11 protein-coding genes are annotated in these 15,566 nt (G+C 74.3%); 3 read left to right on the top strand and 8 right to left on the bottom strand.

All coding sequences use genetic code 11. The features are described 5' to 3' along the window. Positions 1 to 32 precede the first annotated feature (32 nt). On the top strand, positions 33 to 1,100 hold the full coding sequence (locus ABD249_RS05855) for an Rv2578c family radical SAM protein (protein ID WP_344341409.1): 1,068 nt from the start codon (positions 33 to 35) through the stop codon (positions 1,098 to 1,100). Positions 1,101 to 1,143: 43 nt separating this feature from the next. Here the strand turns inward: ABD249_RS05855 and ABD249_RS05850 are convergent, their stop codons facing one another. The 7 genes from ABD249_RS05850 to ABD249_RS05820 form a co-directional block, all read right to left on the bottom strand. Beyond that, positions 1,144 to 1,593, bottom strand: coding sequence for a GyrI-like domain-containing protein (locus ABD249_RS05850; protein WP_344341407.1), 450 nt, complete (start codon positions 1,591 to 1,593; stop codon positions 1,144 to 1,146). A 57-nt stretch (positions 1,594 to 1,650) separates the two neighbouring features. Further along, the gene (locus tag ABD249_RS05845) at positions 1,651 to 2,838 is read right to left on the bottom strand and encodes an NAD(P)/FAD-dependent oxidoreductase (protein WP_344341404.1); all 1,188 of its coding nucleotides are present in this window, start codon (positions 2,836 to 2,838) and stop codon (positions 1,651 to 1,653) included. 70 nt (positions 2,839 to 2,908) lie between these two features. Further along, complete coding sequence (locus tag ABD249_RS05840) at positions 2,909 to 4,060, bottom strand: AAA family ATPase (protein WP_344341402.1); 1,152 nt, start codon at positions 4,058 to 4,060, stop codon at positions 2,909 to 2,911. Continuing rightward, positions 4,057 to 4,563, bottom strand: coding sequence for a mycothiol transferase (locus tag ABD249_RS05835; protein ID WP_344341400.1), 507 nt, complete (start codon positions 4,561 to 4,563; stop codon positions 4,057 to 4,059). Before ABD249_RS05835 ends, ABD249_RS05840 begins: the two co-directional genes overlap by 4 nt. Further along, a complete protein-coding gene (ligA, locus tag ABD249_RS05830) occupies positions 4,563 to 6,983 on the bottom strand; it encodes an NAD-dependent DNA ligase LigA (protein ID WP_344341398.1) in 2,421 nt (806 codons plus the stop codon). Before ligA ends, ABD249_RS05835 begins: the two co-directional genes overlap by 1 nt. Positions 6,984 to 7,053: 70 nt before the next feature. Continuing rightward, positions 7,054 to 8,157, bottom strand: a complete 1,104-nt coding sequence (gene mnmA / locus ABD249_RS05825) for a tRNA 2-thiouridine(34) synthase MnmA (protein ID WP_344341396.1) — start codon at positions 8,155 to 8,157, stop codon at positions 7,054 to 7,056. A 394-nt stretch (positions 8,158 to 8,551) separates the two neighbouring features. Next, positions 8,552 to 9,679, bottom strand: a complete 1,128-nt coding sequence (locus ABD249_RS05820) for a cysteine desulfurase family protein (protein ID WP_344341394.1) — start codon at positions 9,677 to 9,679, stop codon at positions 8,552 to 8,554. A gap of 21 nt (positions 9,680 to 9,700) precedes the next feature. Here ABD249_RS05820 and glgX point away from each other — a divergent pair, with 21 nt between their 5' ends. Continuing rightward, complete coding sequence (gene glgX / locus ABD249_RS05815) at positions 9,701 to 11,824, top strand: glycogen debranching protein GlgX (protein WP_344341392.1); 2,124 nt, start codon at positions 9,701 to 9,703, stop codon at positions 11,822 to 11,824. A gap of 91 nt (positions 11,825 to 11,915) precedes the next feature. Continuing rightward, positions 11,916 to 12,836, top strand: coding sequence for an LPXTG cell wall anchor domain-containing protein (locus ABD249_RS05810; RefSeq protein WP_344341390.1), 921 nt, complete (start codon positions 11,916 to 11,918; stop codon positions 12,834 to 12,836). A 67-nt stretch (positions 12,837 to 12,903) separates the two neighbouring features. Here the strand turns inward: ABD249_RS05810 and glgP are convergent, their stop codons facing one another. After that, a complete protein-coding gene (glgP, locus tag ABD249_RS05805) occupies positions 12,904 to 15,441 on the bottom strand; it encodes an alpha-glucan family phosphorylase (protein WP_344341387.1) in 2,538 nt (845 codons plus the stop codon). Between the last annotated feature and the right edge of the window lie 125 nt (positions 15,442 to 15,566).

The following is a 15,566-nucleotide window of genomic DNA, read 5'->3' as shown; positions in this document are numbered from 1 at the left end:
GCGCGGTTCGAACGTGTGTTCGAATCGTCGGCATGCGATGGGAGCCCCAGCAGTCGACGCACGTCGACGCCGACGCGCTGCCGGGCCTCGAGGAGCGCGGCGCGACGCTCGAGCGCTGGCCGACGCCCGGCTTCGACGGCATGTCGTTCCTCGAGGTGACGGCGCGCTCGGCGCTCAACCACGTCGCGGGCGGCGGTCCGATGGGTGGCGCGTGGACGATCAACCCGTACCGGGGCTGCCAGCACGCGTGCGTGTACTGCTTCGCCCGCGACACGCACCGCTACCTCGACCTCGACTCGGGCGCCGACTTCGACAGCCGCATCGTCGTGAAGGGCAACGTCGTCGAGGTGCTCGAGCGCGAGCTGCGCACGACGCGCCGCGACGTCGACCGCGTGCACCTCGGCACGAACACCGACCCGTACCAGCGGGCCGAGGGCCGCTACCGGCTCATGCCGGGCATCCTGCGAGCGCTCGCCGCCCACGGCGCATCGATCGCGATCCTCACGAAGGGCACGCTGCTGCGGCGCGACGTGCCGCTGCTCGCCGAGCTGGCGAAGGAGGTGCCCGTGTCGATCGCCATGTCGATCGCGGTGTTCGACGATGCGCTGCAGCAGTCGGTCGAGCCCGGCACGCCGTCGACGGCCGCGCGCCTCGGCACCGTGCGGGCGGTGCGCGACGCGGGGCTCGACTGCGAGGTGTTCATGATGCCCGTGCTCCCAGGGCTCACCGACACGCGCGCGCACCTCGATCGCGCCTACGCGGCGATCGCCGAGGCGGGCGCCACGGGCGTCGCGACGTCCGCGCTGCACCTGCGCCCCGGTGCACGGGAGTGGTACCTGCGCTGGCTCGAGGCCGAGCATCCGCAGCTGCAGGAGCAGTACCGGCGCATCTACGGCGGCGGCGCGTACGCGTGCCGCGAGTACCGCGAGTGGCTGCGCGCGCGCACGACGCCGCTCGCCCGCAGGCACGGTCTGCTGCGCTCGCGGGTGGCCGACGGCACGGGCACGAACTTCGTCGTGAACGCATCCCGAGGGCGGGGCGCGCAGCAGCTGCCGTCGCGCCCGGTCGAGCCCGTCGAGGCGCCCGCTCCCCTGTTCTGACGCCCGTCGGGGCGTGGGCCCGGAGCGTGCCGGCCGGCGACCGTCAGGCTGTCCGCGTGGGCTGCTGCAGCTCGACGATCCAGTCGGCCTGGTCGGCCGACTCGGCGCGCACGTACCGCTCGCGGGCTGCGCCATCGGCGACGAGGCCGCGCTCGGCGATCGCGGCGTGCAGGGCATCCCAGGTCGCGCGCACGCCCGACATGGGTCCGCGGTGCTCGAGCACCGCCGCCTGCTCGACGGGTTCGAGGTCGACGGACTCGGCTCCCTCGGGCACGAGCATGCCCACGACGTAGCCGGCGACGACGCGCATGCGCTCGCCGTCGGCCTCGTACGTCGCGATCGGCACGTCCTGGGCGCCGGGCGCATGGCCGAAGACGGCCTGCACCTCCTGGAACAGGGCCTCGACGGTCGAGGCGACGTCGGCGGGCGCCACGACGTCGCTCGCCGCGGCGAGGCGCAGCGCGGGCAGCGGGCGGATGTCGATCTCGGTCATCGTCGGGCCTCCTCGGGCACGTCCAGGCTCATCGGTGCGTGCGGGTGCTCGCCGACGCTACACGCGCCCGGTCAGGATGCCGTGCCAGTAGACCTGCGGCAGCACGTGACGGTCGAGGACGTACCAGGCGCGGTGGGCGCGCAGCTGGTCGCGCACGCGCACGGGCAGCGAGCGGCGCATGCTGCCGCTGCGGTCGTACTCGGCGAACGACAGTCGGCCCCTCCCCGTGGCGACGGGCGCGACCGTGTACCCGTCGTAGCGCTCGAGCGGCTCGCCGGCGCGGGCGTGGCGGATGTTCTCGACGACGATGCGCGTCTGCTTCCGCAGCGCACCGCCCGTGCGGGCGTCGCCGAGCGCGGCCCCGTCGCCGATGCCCCAGATGCGCGGATGCGTGCGGTGCCGCAGGGTCTCGACGTCGACGTCGACGAAGCCGTCGGTGCCGGGCGCGTCGAGCGCGGACGCCGCGACGACGGGCGCTGCGGCGTACGGCGGCAGCAGGTGCAGCAGGTCGACGCGCTCCCTGCGCTCGCCGGCCTCGCTCGCGAGCACGACCTCGTCGCCCTCGACCGCCGCGACGCGCACGCCGAGCCGCACGTCGATGCCGGCGCCATCGAGATGCCGGCGCCATTCGCCCTCGATGTCGGCGACGGGATGCAGGCGGGACTCGTCGTGGACGAGCACGACGTCGATCGCGTCGAGCACGCCCGTGCGCCTCCACAGGTCGCAGGCGAGCAGCAGCGGCTTGAGCGCGGTCTCGCGGCCCGACGCCGGCTGCCCGTGGAGGGTGAAGATCGCCGTGCCCCGCTCGAGCGTGCGGATGCGCTCCCACGCCCGATCGAGCAGCGCGTCGTCGAAGGTCGAGATCGCCAGCCCGCGCTGCAGCGCGTCGGCGGCGCCGGGGACGGCGTCCCAGTCGAGCGTCGCTCCCGGCGCGAGCACGATGTCCGCGCCCGCGACCTCGGTGCCGTCGGCGCACGTCACGACGCGCGTGACGGGGTCGATGGCGACGGCGGCGGTGCGATGCCAGGTGACGCCGTCGGGGATGAGGTCGGCCTGCGGTCGCGAGAGCTCGTCGGTGCGAGCGAGGCCGAGCCCGACGTAGTTCTGCAGCGGCTTGTAGACGTGGCGCTCGGACGGCTCGACGAGCCCGACGTCGGCGCAGCCGCGACGGCGCAGCCTCGCCGCCGTCGCGAGCCCGCCGTTGCCGGCACCGATCACCAGGACGTCGTGCCGATGCGTGGTCATTGCATCCACGCTACGGCCGCGCTCGACGTCGCGGTGGGGCTTGACGCGCGGGCGCGCACGGCTCGCCGCCTCAGCGGCTCGGCCACCGCCACGCGGGGACGTCGAGCGGACCCTCGCGACCGGCGACGACCGTCTCGCCCGCCGACCGCTCGAGCTCGATGCGCGTGCCGGCGAGCGCGTCGGCGAGCGAGCGTGAGTGGGTCACGACGACGACCTGCGTCTCGTCCGCCGCCTCGCGGATGCGGTCTGCGAGCGCGGGCAGCAGGTCGTCGTGGAGGCTGCGCTCGGGCTCGTTCAGCACGAGCAGCCCCGGCCGCTCGACCGATGTGAGGGCGGCCGTGAGCAGCAGGTACTGCATGGTGCCGTCGGAGAGCTCGGGGGCGGTGAGCGCTCGCAGCATCCCGTGCTGCCGCAGCGCGAGGCCGAGGCCGCCGCCCTCGTCGACCATCTCGAGCCGCGACCCGGGGAAGGCCGCCCGGACGGCGCGCTCGACCGTGCCGTCGGCGCGCGTCTCGATCGTCGTCTGCAGCACGGCGGCGAGGTTCGCGCCGTCGTCGTCGAGCCGCACCGCCCGCGTCGCGATCTGCGGCTGCCGCGCTGGGGCGAGCGCGTCGGTGCGCAGCGCATCGTGGAAGCGCCACGACCGCAGCGTGCGTCGCACGCCGGCGATCTCGGGCGCCGCGTCGGCGCCCGCGAGCTCGTCGAGCAGGGAGTCCCACTCGGCCATGGTGCGCGAAAGCTCGTGCCAGCCGTCGTCGCCGCGCGAGCGGGCGAGCGGTCCGACGCGCTCCGCGAGCGTCGCGGCGGGCCGCGGCTCGACGCCTGCGAAGACGTGCTCCTGCTTGATCGACGGATCGCGCACGAAGAGCGACTCGCTGCGCGACGCGGTGATGCCGAGGTCGACGGCGTAGCCGAGGTCGTCGCCGCCGAATCCCAGGCGGAGCGCGATCGGGCCCTTCCGACGCGTGCCCTGCGCCTCGCCGCCGGCGCGGACGGCCGGATCGATCGACTCCTGGCCGGCCCACAGCACGCCCGCGAGGCCGCCGGACGATGCGAGCGACGGCACGACGCGACCTGCGCCGCAGTCGGCGAGCAGGCGCAGCGAGCGGTAGAGGTTGGACTTGCCGCTGCCGTTGGCGCCCGTGACGACGGTGAGCGCCCCGAGATCGACGACGAGGGACCGGATCGACCGGTAGCCGTCGATGGCGAGCCTGCGGATCATGCGCCCAGCAGACCCCGCACGTAGGCGGCCTGACCTGCGTGCTGGATGTCGTCGTCCGCGACGCTCACGAGGCGCGCGCCGAGCGTGACGGGCGGATCCCACGCCTCGTCGACCACGCGGTCGAGGTCGGCGTCGGAGAGCGTGCCGAGATACGCGACGGTGCGCTGCTGCACGGCGTCGGCGTAGGCGAGCAGCGCCTCGACCGACTCGGGCCGCACGCGCGCGACCTCGTCGGCGTCGTGGCCGTAGCCCGTGTCGTCGGGGTCGGGCTCGAGCCCGAACGTCTCGGCCCACACGCCCGTCGCCCACTGCTGCTCGTCGCCCGTGAGCTCGGAGATGTGGTGGTCCTGCACCCGTGCGAGGTGCCAGACCAGCCAGCCGATGGTGTTGGCACCCTCGACCGGCACGGCCACGAGGTGCTCTGGGGTCAGGCCGTCGACCGCGCGACGCACCTCGCCGGGGATGCGTCCGTACAGCTCGTGCAGCAGTGCGATGGCGTCCATCACTCGTCCTTCTCGTCGGTGGTGCTGGTCGTGGGCGCGGCGTCGGCCGCGGCTGCGTCGGCGCCCTCGGGATCGGACGCCTCGGCATCCCCACCCTCCTCGGGCAGCGCGAGCGCGCCGGCGCCCTCGGTGACGAGCACGTGGAACTCGCCCGCGTCGAGGATGCGCAGGCCGAGCGCCTCGGCCTTGCCGAGCTTCGACCCGGCGCCCGGTCCAGCCGCGACGAAGTCGGTCTTCTTCGAGACGCTCGAGGCCGCCTTGCCTCCCGCGCGGATGATGGCCTCCTGGGCCTCCTCGCGCGTGTAGCCCTCGAGCGATCCGGTCGCGACGACCGTGATGCCCGCGAGCACGCCGCCGGCGGCGGCCGCCGCCCCGGGACCGGGGTGGTCGGGCGTCGCGAACCGCACGCCCGCCGCGCGCCAGCGCTGCAGGATCTCGCGGTGCCAGTCGACGGCGAGCCAGTCGATGACGGCGTCGGCGATGATCGGCCCGACGCCCTCGACCTCGGCGAGCTCCTCGCGCGACGCCGCCTCGATGGCCTCGAGCGACCCGAACCAGTCGGCGAGGGCGCGCGCCGCGACGGGGCCGACGTGGCGGATGCTGAGGCTGACGAGCTGCCGCCACAGATCGGTCGTCTTCGCGCGCTCGAGCTCGGCGAGCAGCGTGAGCGCCTGCTTCGACGGCTGCGGACCCTCGAGCCCCTGCTTGCGCTCGGCGGCGGACGGGTTGCGCTGGAACGGCGTGCGATGCGCGATCTCGTCGGTCTTGGCGTCGCGCTTCGGCTCGCCCGTCTCGCCGTCGCGCACGACCACGCGGATGGGGATGAGCTGCTCGATCGTGAGCTCGAACAGCCCGGCCTCGGTGTCGAGCGGCGGCGTCTCGGGCACCTCGGGCTGCGTGAGCGCCGCGGCCGTCACCTCGCCGAGCGCCTCGACGTCGAGCGCGCCGCGGCTGCCGACGTGCTCGACGCGGCCGCGCACCTGCGCGGGGCACGAGCGCGCGTTCGGGCAGCGCAGGTCGACGTCGCCCTCCTTCATCGGTCGCAGCTCGGTGCCGCAGTTCGGGCAGTGCGTCGGCATGACGAAGGCGCGCTCGGAGCCGTCGCGCAGCTCGGCGACGGGACCGAGCACCTCGGGGATGACGTCGCCGGCCTTGCGCAGCACGACCGTGTCGCCGATGAGCACGCCCTTCGCGACCACGACGTCCTGGTTGTGGAGCGTCGCCTGCCGCACGACCGAGCCCGCGACGCGCACGGGCTCCATGACCGCGAACGGCGTCGCGCGACCCGTGCGGCCGACGCTCACGACGATGTCGAGCAGGCGCGTGCGCACCTCCTCCGGCGGGTACTTGTAGGCGATGGCCCAGCGCGGCGCCCGGCTGGTGGCGCCGAGCTCGTCGTGCAGCGCCAGCTCGTCGACCTTGACGACGACGCCGTCGATCTCGTGCTCGACGGAGTGACGCTCGCGGCCGTAGCGCTCGACGAAGTCGACGACGCCGTCGACCTCGTCGACGACGCGCAGGTACGGGCTCGTCGGCAGCCCCCACTCGGCGAGCAGCCCGTAGACCTCGCTCTGGGATGCGACGGGCGGATCCTGCCAGGCGCCGATGCCGTGCACGTAGAGCCGCAGGGCGGCGACGCGCGCGTCGCCCGCCTCGCGCTCGAGGCCCGACTTCTTGTCGAGCTGCTGCCGCAGGCCACCGCTCGCGGCGTTGCGGGGGTTCGCGAAGGCCGGGAAGCGACGCAGCGCGCTCGCGAGCTGCGCCTCCTCGTCGAACGGCCCGCGCGACGCCTCCGGGCGCGCGGCCCAGCGCTCGCGCGAGAGCTCGAGCTGGCGGGCGCGCAGCCGCTCCTGCAGCGCGTTCAGCCGCTCGAACGCCGCGGACGGGATGAAGACCTCGCCGCGCACCTCGACGATGGCCGGATGCCCGGAGCCCGAGAGCTCGCGCGGGATGCCGGCGACGCGCAGCGCGTTCTCGGTCACGTCCTCGCCGACGCGGCCGTCGCCGCGCGTCGCGGCCGTGACGAGCACGCCGTGCTCGTAGCGCAGGGCGATCGCGAGGCCGTCGATCTTGAGCTCGCACAGCCACGCGCCCTCGCGCCCGGCGGAGGCGACGGTCTTCGCCGCCCACTCGCGCAGCTCGTCGATCGAGAAGACGTTGTCGAGGCTGAGCATGCGCTCGGCGTGCACGACGGGGTCGAAGAGCGCCGAGACGCCGCCGCCGACCGTCTGCGTCGGGGAGTCCTGCGTCTGCAGCTCGGCGTGCTCCTGCTCGAGCGCCTCGAGCTCGTGCACGAGCGCGTCGTACTCGGCGTCCGAGAGCACCTGCGCGTCCTGCTGGTAGTAGGCGTCGCGTGCGCGCTCGATCTGCTCCCGAAGCTGCTGTGCGCGGTCGTTCGCGGCGTCGAGCGTCGTCGTCATGGCTCCATCCTGCCGCGAACCTCCCACATCCGATCGAGGCCTTGCGGGCCGCGCGGCAGCGATGCGGGCGTCAGACGGCGGCGGGCTCCGCGGCGACCGTGCGATCGATCGTGCACTGGCCGAGCACGCGCGAGCCGAGGTACAGCACGGCCGACTGTCCCGTGGCGACCCCCATGAGCGGGTCCTCGACGCGGACGACGAGCTCGTCGCCGGCGAGCGTCGCGATCGCGGGCACGGGATCCGCGTGCGCCCGGATCTGCACCTCGACGGCGAGCCCGTCGGCGAGGCCGGGATGCCGCTCCCCCGCCCACGACGTCCGCGCGCCTGCGAGCTCGACGACGGCGAGCGCCTCGTGCGGACCCACGACCACCTCGCGCGTCGACGGCCGCACCTCGAGGACGAACCGCGGGCGGCCGTCCGGGCTCGGCACGCCGATGCCGAGGCCGCGGCGCTGCCCGATCGTGAAGCCGTGGGCGCCCGCGTGCTCGCCGACGACCGTGCCGTCGCGCTCGACGATCGCGCCCGCGGCATCCCCCAGCCGCTCGGCGAGGAAGCCGCGGGTGTCGCCGTCGGGGATGAAGCAGATGTCGTGGCTGTCGGGCTTCGAGGCGACCGCGAGCCCCCGCCGCACGGCTTCCTCGCGCACCTGGGCCTTCGAGGGCGTCGTGGCGAGCGGGAACATGCAGCGCGCGAGCTGCTCGCCCGTGAGGACGCCGAGCACGTACGACTGGTCCTTCGCCCAGTCGGCGGCGCGATGCAGCTCGGGGCCCGCCGCCGTGTCGACGACGCGCGCGTAGTGCCCGGTCGCGACGCGGTCGAAGCCCAGCCCGATCGCGCGGTCGAGCAGCGCGGCGAACTTGATGCGCTCGTTGCAGCGCAGGCACGGGTTCGGCGTGCGGCCGGCCGCGTACTCGGCGACGAAGTCGTCGACGACGTCCTCCTGGAACCGCTCGGACAGGTCCCACACGTAGAAGGGGATGCCGAGGCGGTCGGCGACGCGGCGCGCGTCCATCGCGTCCTCGACGGTGCAGCAGCCGCGCGATCCCGTGCGCAGCGTGCCGGCGTTGCGGTTGAGGGCGAGGTGCACGCCGACGACGTCGTGCCCCGCGTCGACCGCGCGTGCGGCGGCCACGGCGGAGTCGACGCCGCCCGACATCGCTGCGAGCACCTGCATGCGTCCACGGTACCGAGCGCGTGCCCGGCCGGCCTCCCGGCCGATCCCTGCCGGTCCCTGTTCGTCGCTGCCGCTCGCTGCCCGTCCCTGCCCTTCCGTGCCCGAAGCCTCATCCACACGCATGACTGGTCACGATTGCACCTCCGAGGGCCCGTTTCAGGTGCAACAGCGACCACCGTCGGGGCAACCGTGACCAGTCGAGGTGCAACGGTGACCGGTGAAGGTGCAAACGTGACCACTCCCCCTCCGACCGGACCCGCAGAAGCCATGACTGGTCACGCTTGCACCTCGGAGGGGCCTTCTCAGGTGCGACAGCGACCACCGTCGGGGCAATCGTGACCAGTCGAGGTGCGAACGCGACCGGTCTCGACGCCGGCGGGCGACGAGTGCCGGGCTACGCCGACGCGGCCCGGGCCGTCGCGATCGCCGACGGCAGGGCGGCGCAGAGCGCGTCGACGTCGTCGTCGGTCGTCGTGCGGCCGAGGGAGATGCGCAGGGGCGCGAGGTGGCCGAGGCCCATGGCGCGCAGCACGTGCGACGGCTCCTGCACGCCCGCGGTGCACGCGGAGCCGTTCGAGACGGCGAGGCCGAGGCGGTCGAGCACGAAGACGAGCGTCTCGGCGGCGACGTCGGCGATCGCCAGGTGCGCGACGTGCGGGGCGCACGCGTCGGCGGGCGCCGTCGCGACGACGCCGGGCACCGCGACGCCCGCGGCGAGCACGCGGTCGCGCAAGCTCGACAGGCGCACGGCCTCCGCGGGCAGCTCGGCGACGGCCTCGGCGATCGCGAGGGATGCCAGATGGGCGCCGAGCACGTCCTGCGTGCCCGAGCGCAGGCCGCGCTGCTGGCCGCCGCCGTGCACGATCGGCGCGATCGGCGCATCCCGAGCCACGAGCAGCACGCCGACGCCCACCGGCCCGCCGACCTTGTGCGCCGACAGCCCGATCGTGGCGACGCCCGCCGCGCGAAGGCCCAGCTGCCGCGCCGAGACGGGGACGTGCCCGAGCGCCTGCACGGCGTCGACGTGCATCGGCACGCCCGCCGAGGCCGCGGCAGCGGCGAGCCCGGCGACGTCCTGCACGGTCCCGATCTCGTTCGACACCCACAGCGACGTCGCGAGCGCCGCGCCGTCGAGCGCTGCCGCGAAGGCGTCGGCGTCGACGACGGCCGTGCGCGAGATGGGCACCCACCGCACCTCGCGGCCGCTCGCGGCGAGCGCCTCGGCGGTGTCGAGGGTCGCGTGGTGCTCGCCGTCCGGCACGACGATCGCCCCGCCTCGCACGCGCGCCATCCCCTGCAGCGCGAGGTTCGTCGACTCGGTGCCGCCGGAGGTGAGCACGACCTCGGTCGGATGCGCGTCGACGGCCGCCGCGATGCGCTCGCGCGCCTCCTCGAGCATCGCCGCGGCGCGCTGGCCGGCGCGATGGGTCGACGCGGGGTTCGCGAGCACGGGCGCGTCGGCGAGCGCGGCGCGCACCCACGGGCGCAGCGGCGTCGTGGCGGCGTGGTCGAGGTAGCGCATGGCGTCGCCTAGCCTATGGATGTGCATGGGCTCGTCGGCGACCTCGGGCTCCGTGCGACGGCGTCCGGTCACGGACTGCGCGTCTGGTCGCGCAGCGCGACCACGATGGAGCTGCGCATCTTCGACCCGGCCGACCTCGACGTCGTCGCGCATCGGCTCGACATGGCGCGCGGCGCCGACGACGTGTGGAGCGTCGAGAGCGACCTCCTGCAGCCGGGCGTCGCCTACGCGATCGGCGTCGACGGTCCGACCGGTCCCACGCATCGCTTCGACGTCTCGCGCCACGCGCTGCCGCCGCACGCGAAGGGCATCCAGCGCACCCGCTCGGGCGAGCACCGCGCGACGGTCATCGACTCGACGTTCGACTGGGGCGACTCGATGCGGCCGATGACGCCGCTCGACGAGACGGTGATCTACGAGGCGCACGTGAAGGGCCTCACGCGCATGTCGCCGCACATGCCGCCCGAGCTGCGCGGCACGTACGCGGGCCTCGCGCATCCGAGCACCATCGCGTACCTCAAGGACCTCGGCGTCACGGCCGTGCAGCTGCTGCCGATCCACTACTTCCTGTCCGAGCAGCGCCTGCTCGAGCAGGGCCGCGTCAACTACTGGGGCTACAACACGCTCTCGTGGCTCACGCCGCACAGCGCGTACGCGTCGCGCGCGAACCGCCTCGACGGCACGGGTGGCGTGCTGCGCGAGGTGAAGGGCATGGTGCGGCTGCTGCACGAGGCGGGCATCGAGGTCTACCTCGACGTCGTCTACAACCACTCGGCGGAGGAGGGCCCCGGCGGCCCGCCCGCGAGCCTGCGCCTCATCGACGACGCCTCCTACTACCGGCAGACGCCCGACGGGCGCTACGTCGACGTCACGGGCTGCGGCAACACCGTCGACTTCTCGCTGCCCGCCGCGCAGGCCCTCGTGCTCGACAGCCTGCGCTACTGGGCGCGCGACGTGCAGATCGACGGCTTCCGCTTCGACCTCGCCGTGACGCTCGGGCGCGGCGAGGACGCGTCGTTCTCGCCCGACCATCCGCTGCTGCGCGCCATCGCGACCGACCCCGAGCTGCGGGGCGTGAAGATGATCGCCGAGCCGTGGGACGTCGGGATGGGTGGCTGGCAGGTCGGGCAGTTCGGCGACGGCTGGAGCGAGTGGAACGACGGCTACCGCGATCGCGTGCGCCAGTTCTGGCTGGGCGACTATCGCAGGCTGCGCCACGGGGAGGCGGCGACGACGAGCGTCGGACCCATCGCGCACGCGATCTCCGGCAGCCAGGGATCGTTCACCGGCAGGCGCGGACCGCTCGCGAGCGTCAACCTCGTGACGGCGCACGACGGCTTCACGCTCACCGACCTCGTGCGCTACGACGAGAAGCACAACCTCGCGAACGGCGAGGACAACCGCGACGGCACGAGCGACAACCGCTCGTACAACCACGGCGTCGAGGGGCGCACGGAGGAGGTGGAGGTGCAGCTCGACCGCCGCCGGTCGATGCGCAACGTGCTCGGCACGCTCCTCACCTCCGCCGGCATCCCCATGCTCACCGCGGGCGACGAGTTCGGCCGGACGCAGCGCGGCAACAACAACGCGTACTGCGTGGACTCGGCCCTCACGTGGATGCCGTGGGTGCGCAAGCCGTGGCAGGACGAGTTCCTCGAGCAGACGCGCAGGCTCATCCGCCTGCGCCGCGAGCATCCGGCGCTGCGGCCGCTCGAGTTCGGCCGCGACGACCTGCGCGTCGCCGGCTCGAGCCGCATGGAGTGGTTCAACGCGTTCGGCGCGCCGATGACGATCGACGACTGGGAGCACGCGCACGATCGCACGCTGCAGTACATGTGCGAGTCGACGCCGATCGACGAGCCGTACTCGCGCGTCCTCGTCGTGCTGCACGGCTCGCCGCGCGAGACGGAGGTCACGCTGCCGAACGCCGACGGCGTCGAGGCGCTCGCGCTGCTGTGGTCGAGCGCCGACGACCGGCACGACGGCGACGTGCAGCAGCCGGGCGACACCGTGACGATGCAGCCGATGAGCCTGCGCATCTACCGCGTCGACGGCGTGCCGGCTGCGGGCGTGCCCGAGGCCGAGCTCGTGGTCGTGCGCTCGCGGTCGACGCCGCCGCCGCCCCCGCCGCCCACGGTCGGCTGAGCGGCCGTCGGCACGCGCACGCCGCAGCATGGCGTGTCACCCCTCGTGTCACCCGTATGCTGAGCGAACCTCACAGAAATGGGTTCGCTCCATGCCTCGTCGTCTCCTCGGTGCCGCCGTCCTCGGCCTCTCCTTCGTCGTCCTCGGAGCGGGGGTGGCTGCGCAGACGGCCGTCGCCGCGCCGCCCGACACCGTCGACATCCGGGTCGAGATCGACCTGACCGACCCCTCGGGCGCATCGCAGCGCCAGGGCGCCGCCGTCTTCGAGGTCCAGGACGCGACGATCGGCGCGGGCTCCGAGCTCGATGCGACCGACCTCGTGGCGAATCCCTCCGGCTGGTGCGGGAGCCTGCAGGTGGACGTCGACACGGCCGCCTCCCCGATGACGATCGCCGTGAGCCCGGACGCGCCGTGCGACTTCACGGACGTGCGCGTGCAGGTCGCCGCCGCAGGGATCTGCCCGGTCACGCTCGTCGAGGACGCGCTCTTCGGCGGCGACTCGTCGCAGTTCGCGCTCACGACCACCTGCACCGACGACGTGCTCTCGGCCACCTGGGCGCTCGTGCAGCCCGGCTCCGGCTCGTTCAACTTCACGGGCACGACGACGTTCTCGTTCGTCGACGCGCCCGATCCCGAGCCCAGCCCCTCCCCAGACCCCGAGCCCAGCCCCTCGACGGATCCCGAGCCGAGCGCCTCCGCCGACCCGGAGCCGAGCGCGTCCGCGGACCCGGAGCCCAGCCCCTCCACCGACCCGGAGCCGAGCGCATCCGCAGGCCCCAGCGCATCCGCAGCACCCAGCGCCCCGCCCGCGGGCACGACGCCGAACGAGGCGGCACCCGCGCAGTCGGCCGTCGCCCCCGCGCCCACGACGTCCGCGGCACCGTCGGCCGCCGCCGACGAGCGCCTGCCGCAGACAGGTGCCGCGCACGAGCCGCTCGTCGTCGTCGCCGCGGTCCTCGTGCTCCTCGCCGGTGCCGCGCTGCTGCTGGCGCGCCGCCGCTCGCACGCCTGACCCTCGGGCACGGGCTCGCCGACGCCGGTCGTCGGCGGGCCCGTCCTGCGCGTCCGCGCCGAGCGCCTCAGCCCGCGAGGGCGACGAGCCCGAGCTCGGCGACGGTCGCGAGGTGCGGATGCGACGGCACGACGCGCACGCCGTAGCCGAACGTGCCTGCGCGGCCCACGGGCAGCGCCGCCGCGAAGCGGTGCGCCGACGCCGCGGCGCCCTCGTGCCGCAGCAGATGCGGCTCGGTGTCGTGCAGCTCGCCCGACTCGCCCATGCGGCCGGAGACGACCTCCACGCGCACGTCCTCGGGTGCGAGCGACCCGAGCTCGACGAACGCGCGGACGTCGATGACGTCGCCCACGACGGGCGTGCGGTCGACGCCGTCGATCTCGACGTGCAGCACGCGCACGTCGCCGAAGCCGGCACGCACGCGCGCGGTCCATGCCGCGAGCTCGCGCGCCGCGGCGAAGTCGTCGGCCGCGATGGCGCGCTCGGCCACCGCGGCGGGCGCGTACAGGTCGCGCACGTATTGCTGCAGCATCCGCTCGGCGCTCAGCTCGGGGCCGAGCGCCTCGAGCGTGTGCCGGATCGAGCGGATCCACGTGCGCGGCAGCCCGCCCTCGTCGCGGTCGTAGAACCGCGGGGCGACCTGGTGCTCGACGAGCTCGTACAGCGCCGTCGCCTCGAGCGCGTCGCGCGTCGCCGCGTCGACGCGCTCGTTCGCCGACGGGATCGCCCAGCCGTTCTGCCCGTCGTGGTGCTCGTCCCACCAGCCGTCGAGGATCGACAGGTTGAGCGATCCGTTGAGCGCGGCCTTCATGCCGCTCGTGCCGCAGGCCTCGAGCGGGCGCAGCGGGTTGTTGAGCCACACGTCGCAGCCCGGGTAGAGGGTCTTCGCCATGGAGATGTCGTAGTCCTCGAGGAAGACGATGCGCTCGCGCACCGCGGGGTCCTGCGAGAAGCGCACGAGCTCCTGGATCAGCTGCTTGCCCTGCTCGTCCGCAGGATGCGACTTGCCGGCGATCACGAGCTGCACGGGCCGCTCGGGATGCGTGAGGAGCGCGCGCAGGCGCTCGCGGTCGTGCAGCATGAGCGTGAGCCGCTTGTAGGTGGGGACGCGGCGTGCGAAGCCGATCGTCAGCACGTCGGGGTCGAGCAGCCGGTCGATCCAGCCGGGCGCCGTGCCCTGGTTGCGCTCGTGCTGCGCGCGCGTGCGACGCCGCGCCTCCTCGACGAGCTGGGCGCGCATGTCGCGTCGCACCGACCACAGCCGGTCGTCGCCGAGCGCCTCGGAGCCCCAGTCGGCCTTCGTCGTGTCGCCGACGCCGAGCACGTCGGCGGCGAGGCGCTTGAGGTGCGGCGACGTCCACGTCGCGGCGTGCACGCCGTTCGTCACCGAGCCGATCGGCACGTCCTCGCCGTCGAAGCCCGGCCAGAGCGCGCCGAACATCTCGCGCGACACGCGACCGTGCAGGCGCGAGACGCCGTTGGCGCGCTGCGCGAGGGCGAAGCCGAGCCGTGCCATGTTGAAGACGGCCGCGTCGTCCTCGGCGCCGAGCGCGAGGACGTCGTCGGCGTGGACGCCGGGCACGAGCTCGCCCGACGCGAAGTGCGCGCGCACGAGCGCGGCGTCGAAGCGGTCGATGCCGGCGGGCACGGGCGTGTGGGTCGTGAAGACCGTGCCGGCGCGCACGACGCGCAGCGCCTCGTCGAACGCGAGGCCCTGGGCGACGAGCCGGCCGATGCGCTCGAGGCCGAGGAAGCCCGCGTGGCCCTCGTTCGAGTGGAAGACCTCGGGCAGCTCGCGACCGGTGCGCTCCGCGTAGGCCGCGAGCGCCCGCACGCCGCCGATGCCGAGCAGCAGCTCCTGCACGAGCCGGTGCTCGCCGCCGCCGCCGTACAGCCGGTCGGCGACGCCGCGCAGCTCGGGGGCGTTCTCGCGCACGTTCGTGTCGAGCAGCAGCAGCGGCACGCGACCCACGCGCGCCTCCCAGATGCGCGCGTGGAGCGTGCGGTGCCCTGGCAGCGCGAGCGAGACGAGCACGGGCGCGCCCGCGTCGTCGCGCAGCACCGTGAGCGGCAGGCCGTCGGGGTCGAGCACGGGGTACGACTCCTGCTGCCAGCCCTCGCTCGAGATCGCCTGCCGGAAGTAGCCCGACTGGTAGAAGAGGCCGACGCCGACGATGGGGATGCCGAGATCGCTCGCCGCCTTGAGGTGGTCGCCCGCGAGGATGCCGAGGCCGCCGGAGTACTGCGGCAGCGCGCTCGTGATGCCGAACTCGGGCGAGAAGTAGCCGATCGAGCGGGGCGCCGCCTCGAGCGACTGGTACCAGCGCGCCTCCGACAGGTAGTCCTCGAGGCCCTGCGCCAGCCCGTGCACGCGTGCGACGAAGGCCTCGTCCGCGGCGAGCTCGGCGAGGCGGTCCTGGCCGACGCGCCCGAGCATCTGGATGGGATCGTGGCCCGCACCGAGCCATGCGTCCGGCGAGACCTCGCGGAACAGCTCGCGCGTGGGCTCGTGCCACGACCAGCGCAGGTTGGTCGCGAGGGCCTCGAGCGGGCGCAGGCTCTCGGGCAGCGACGATCGGACGGTGAACGTGCGGATGGCCTTCACGAGGGCAGCGTAGCGACCTCGCGGGCGTGCATGGGAGCGTCTCCGGCGCGGATCCGCGCGCGTCGCCTGCCCGACGCCGGATAGCACACGGGGGCGAGGGCCCCGCAATCCCCCACCTCCGGCAC

This window comes from Agrococcus versicolor, from assembly GCF_039531815.1.
GTDB lineage: Bacteria > Actinomycetota > Actinomycetes > Actinomycetales > Microbacteriaceae > Agrococcus > Agrococcus versicolor.
The sequence above is the reverse complement of the archived record's forward strand: the minus strand, read 5'-3'. Positions and strand labels throughout refer to the sequence as shown.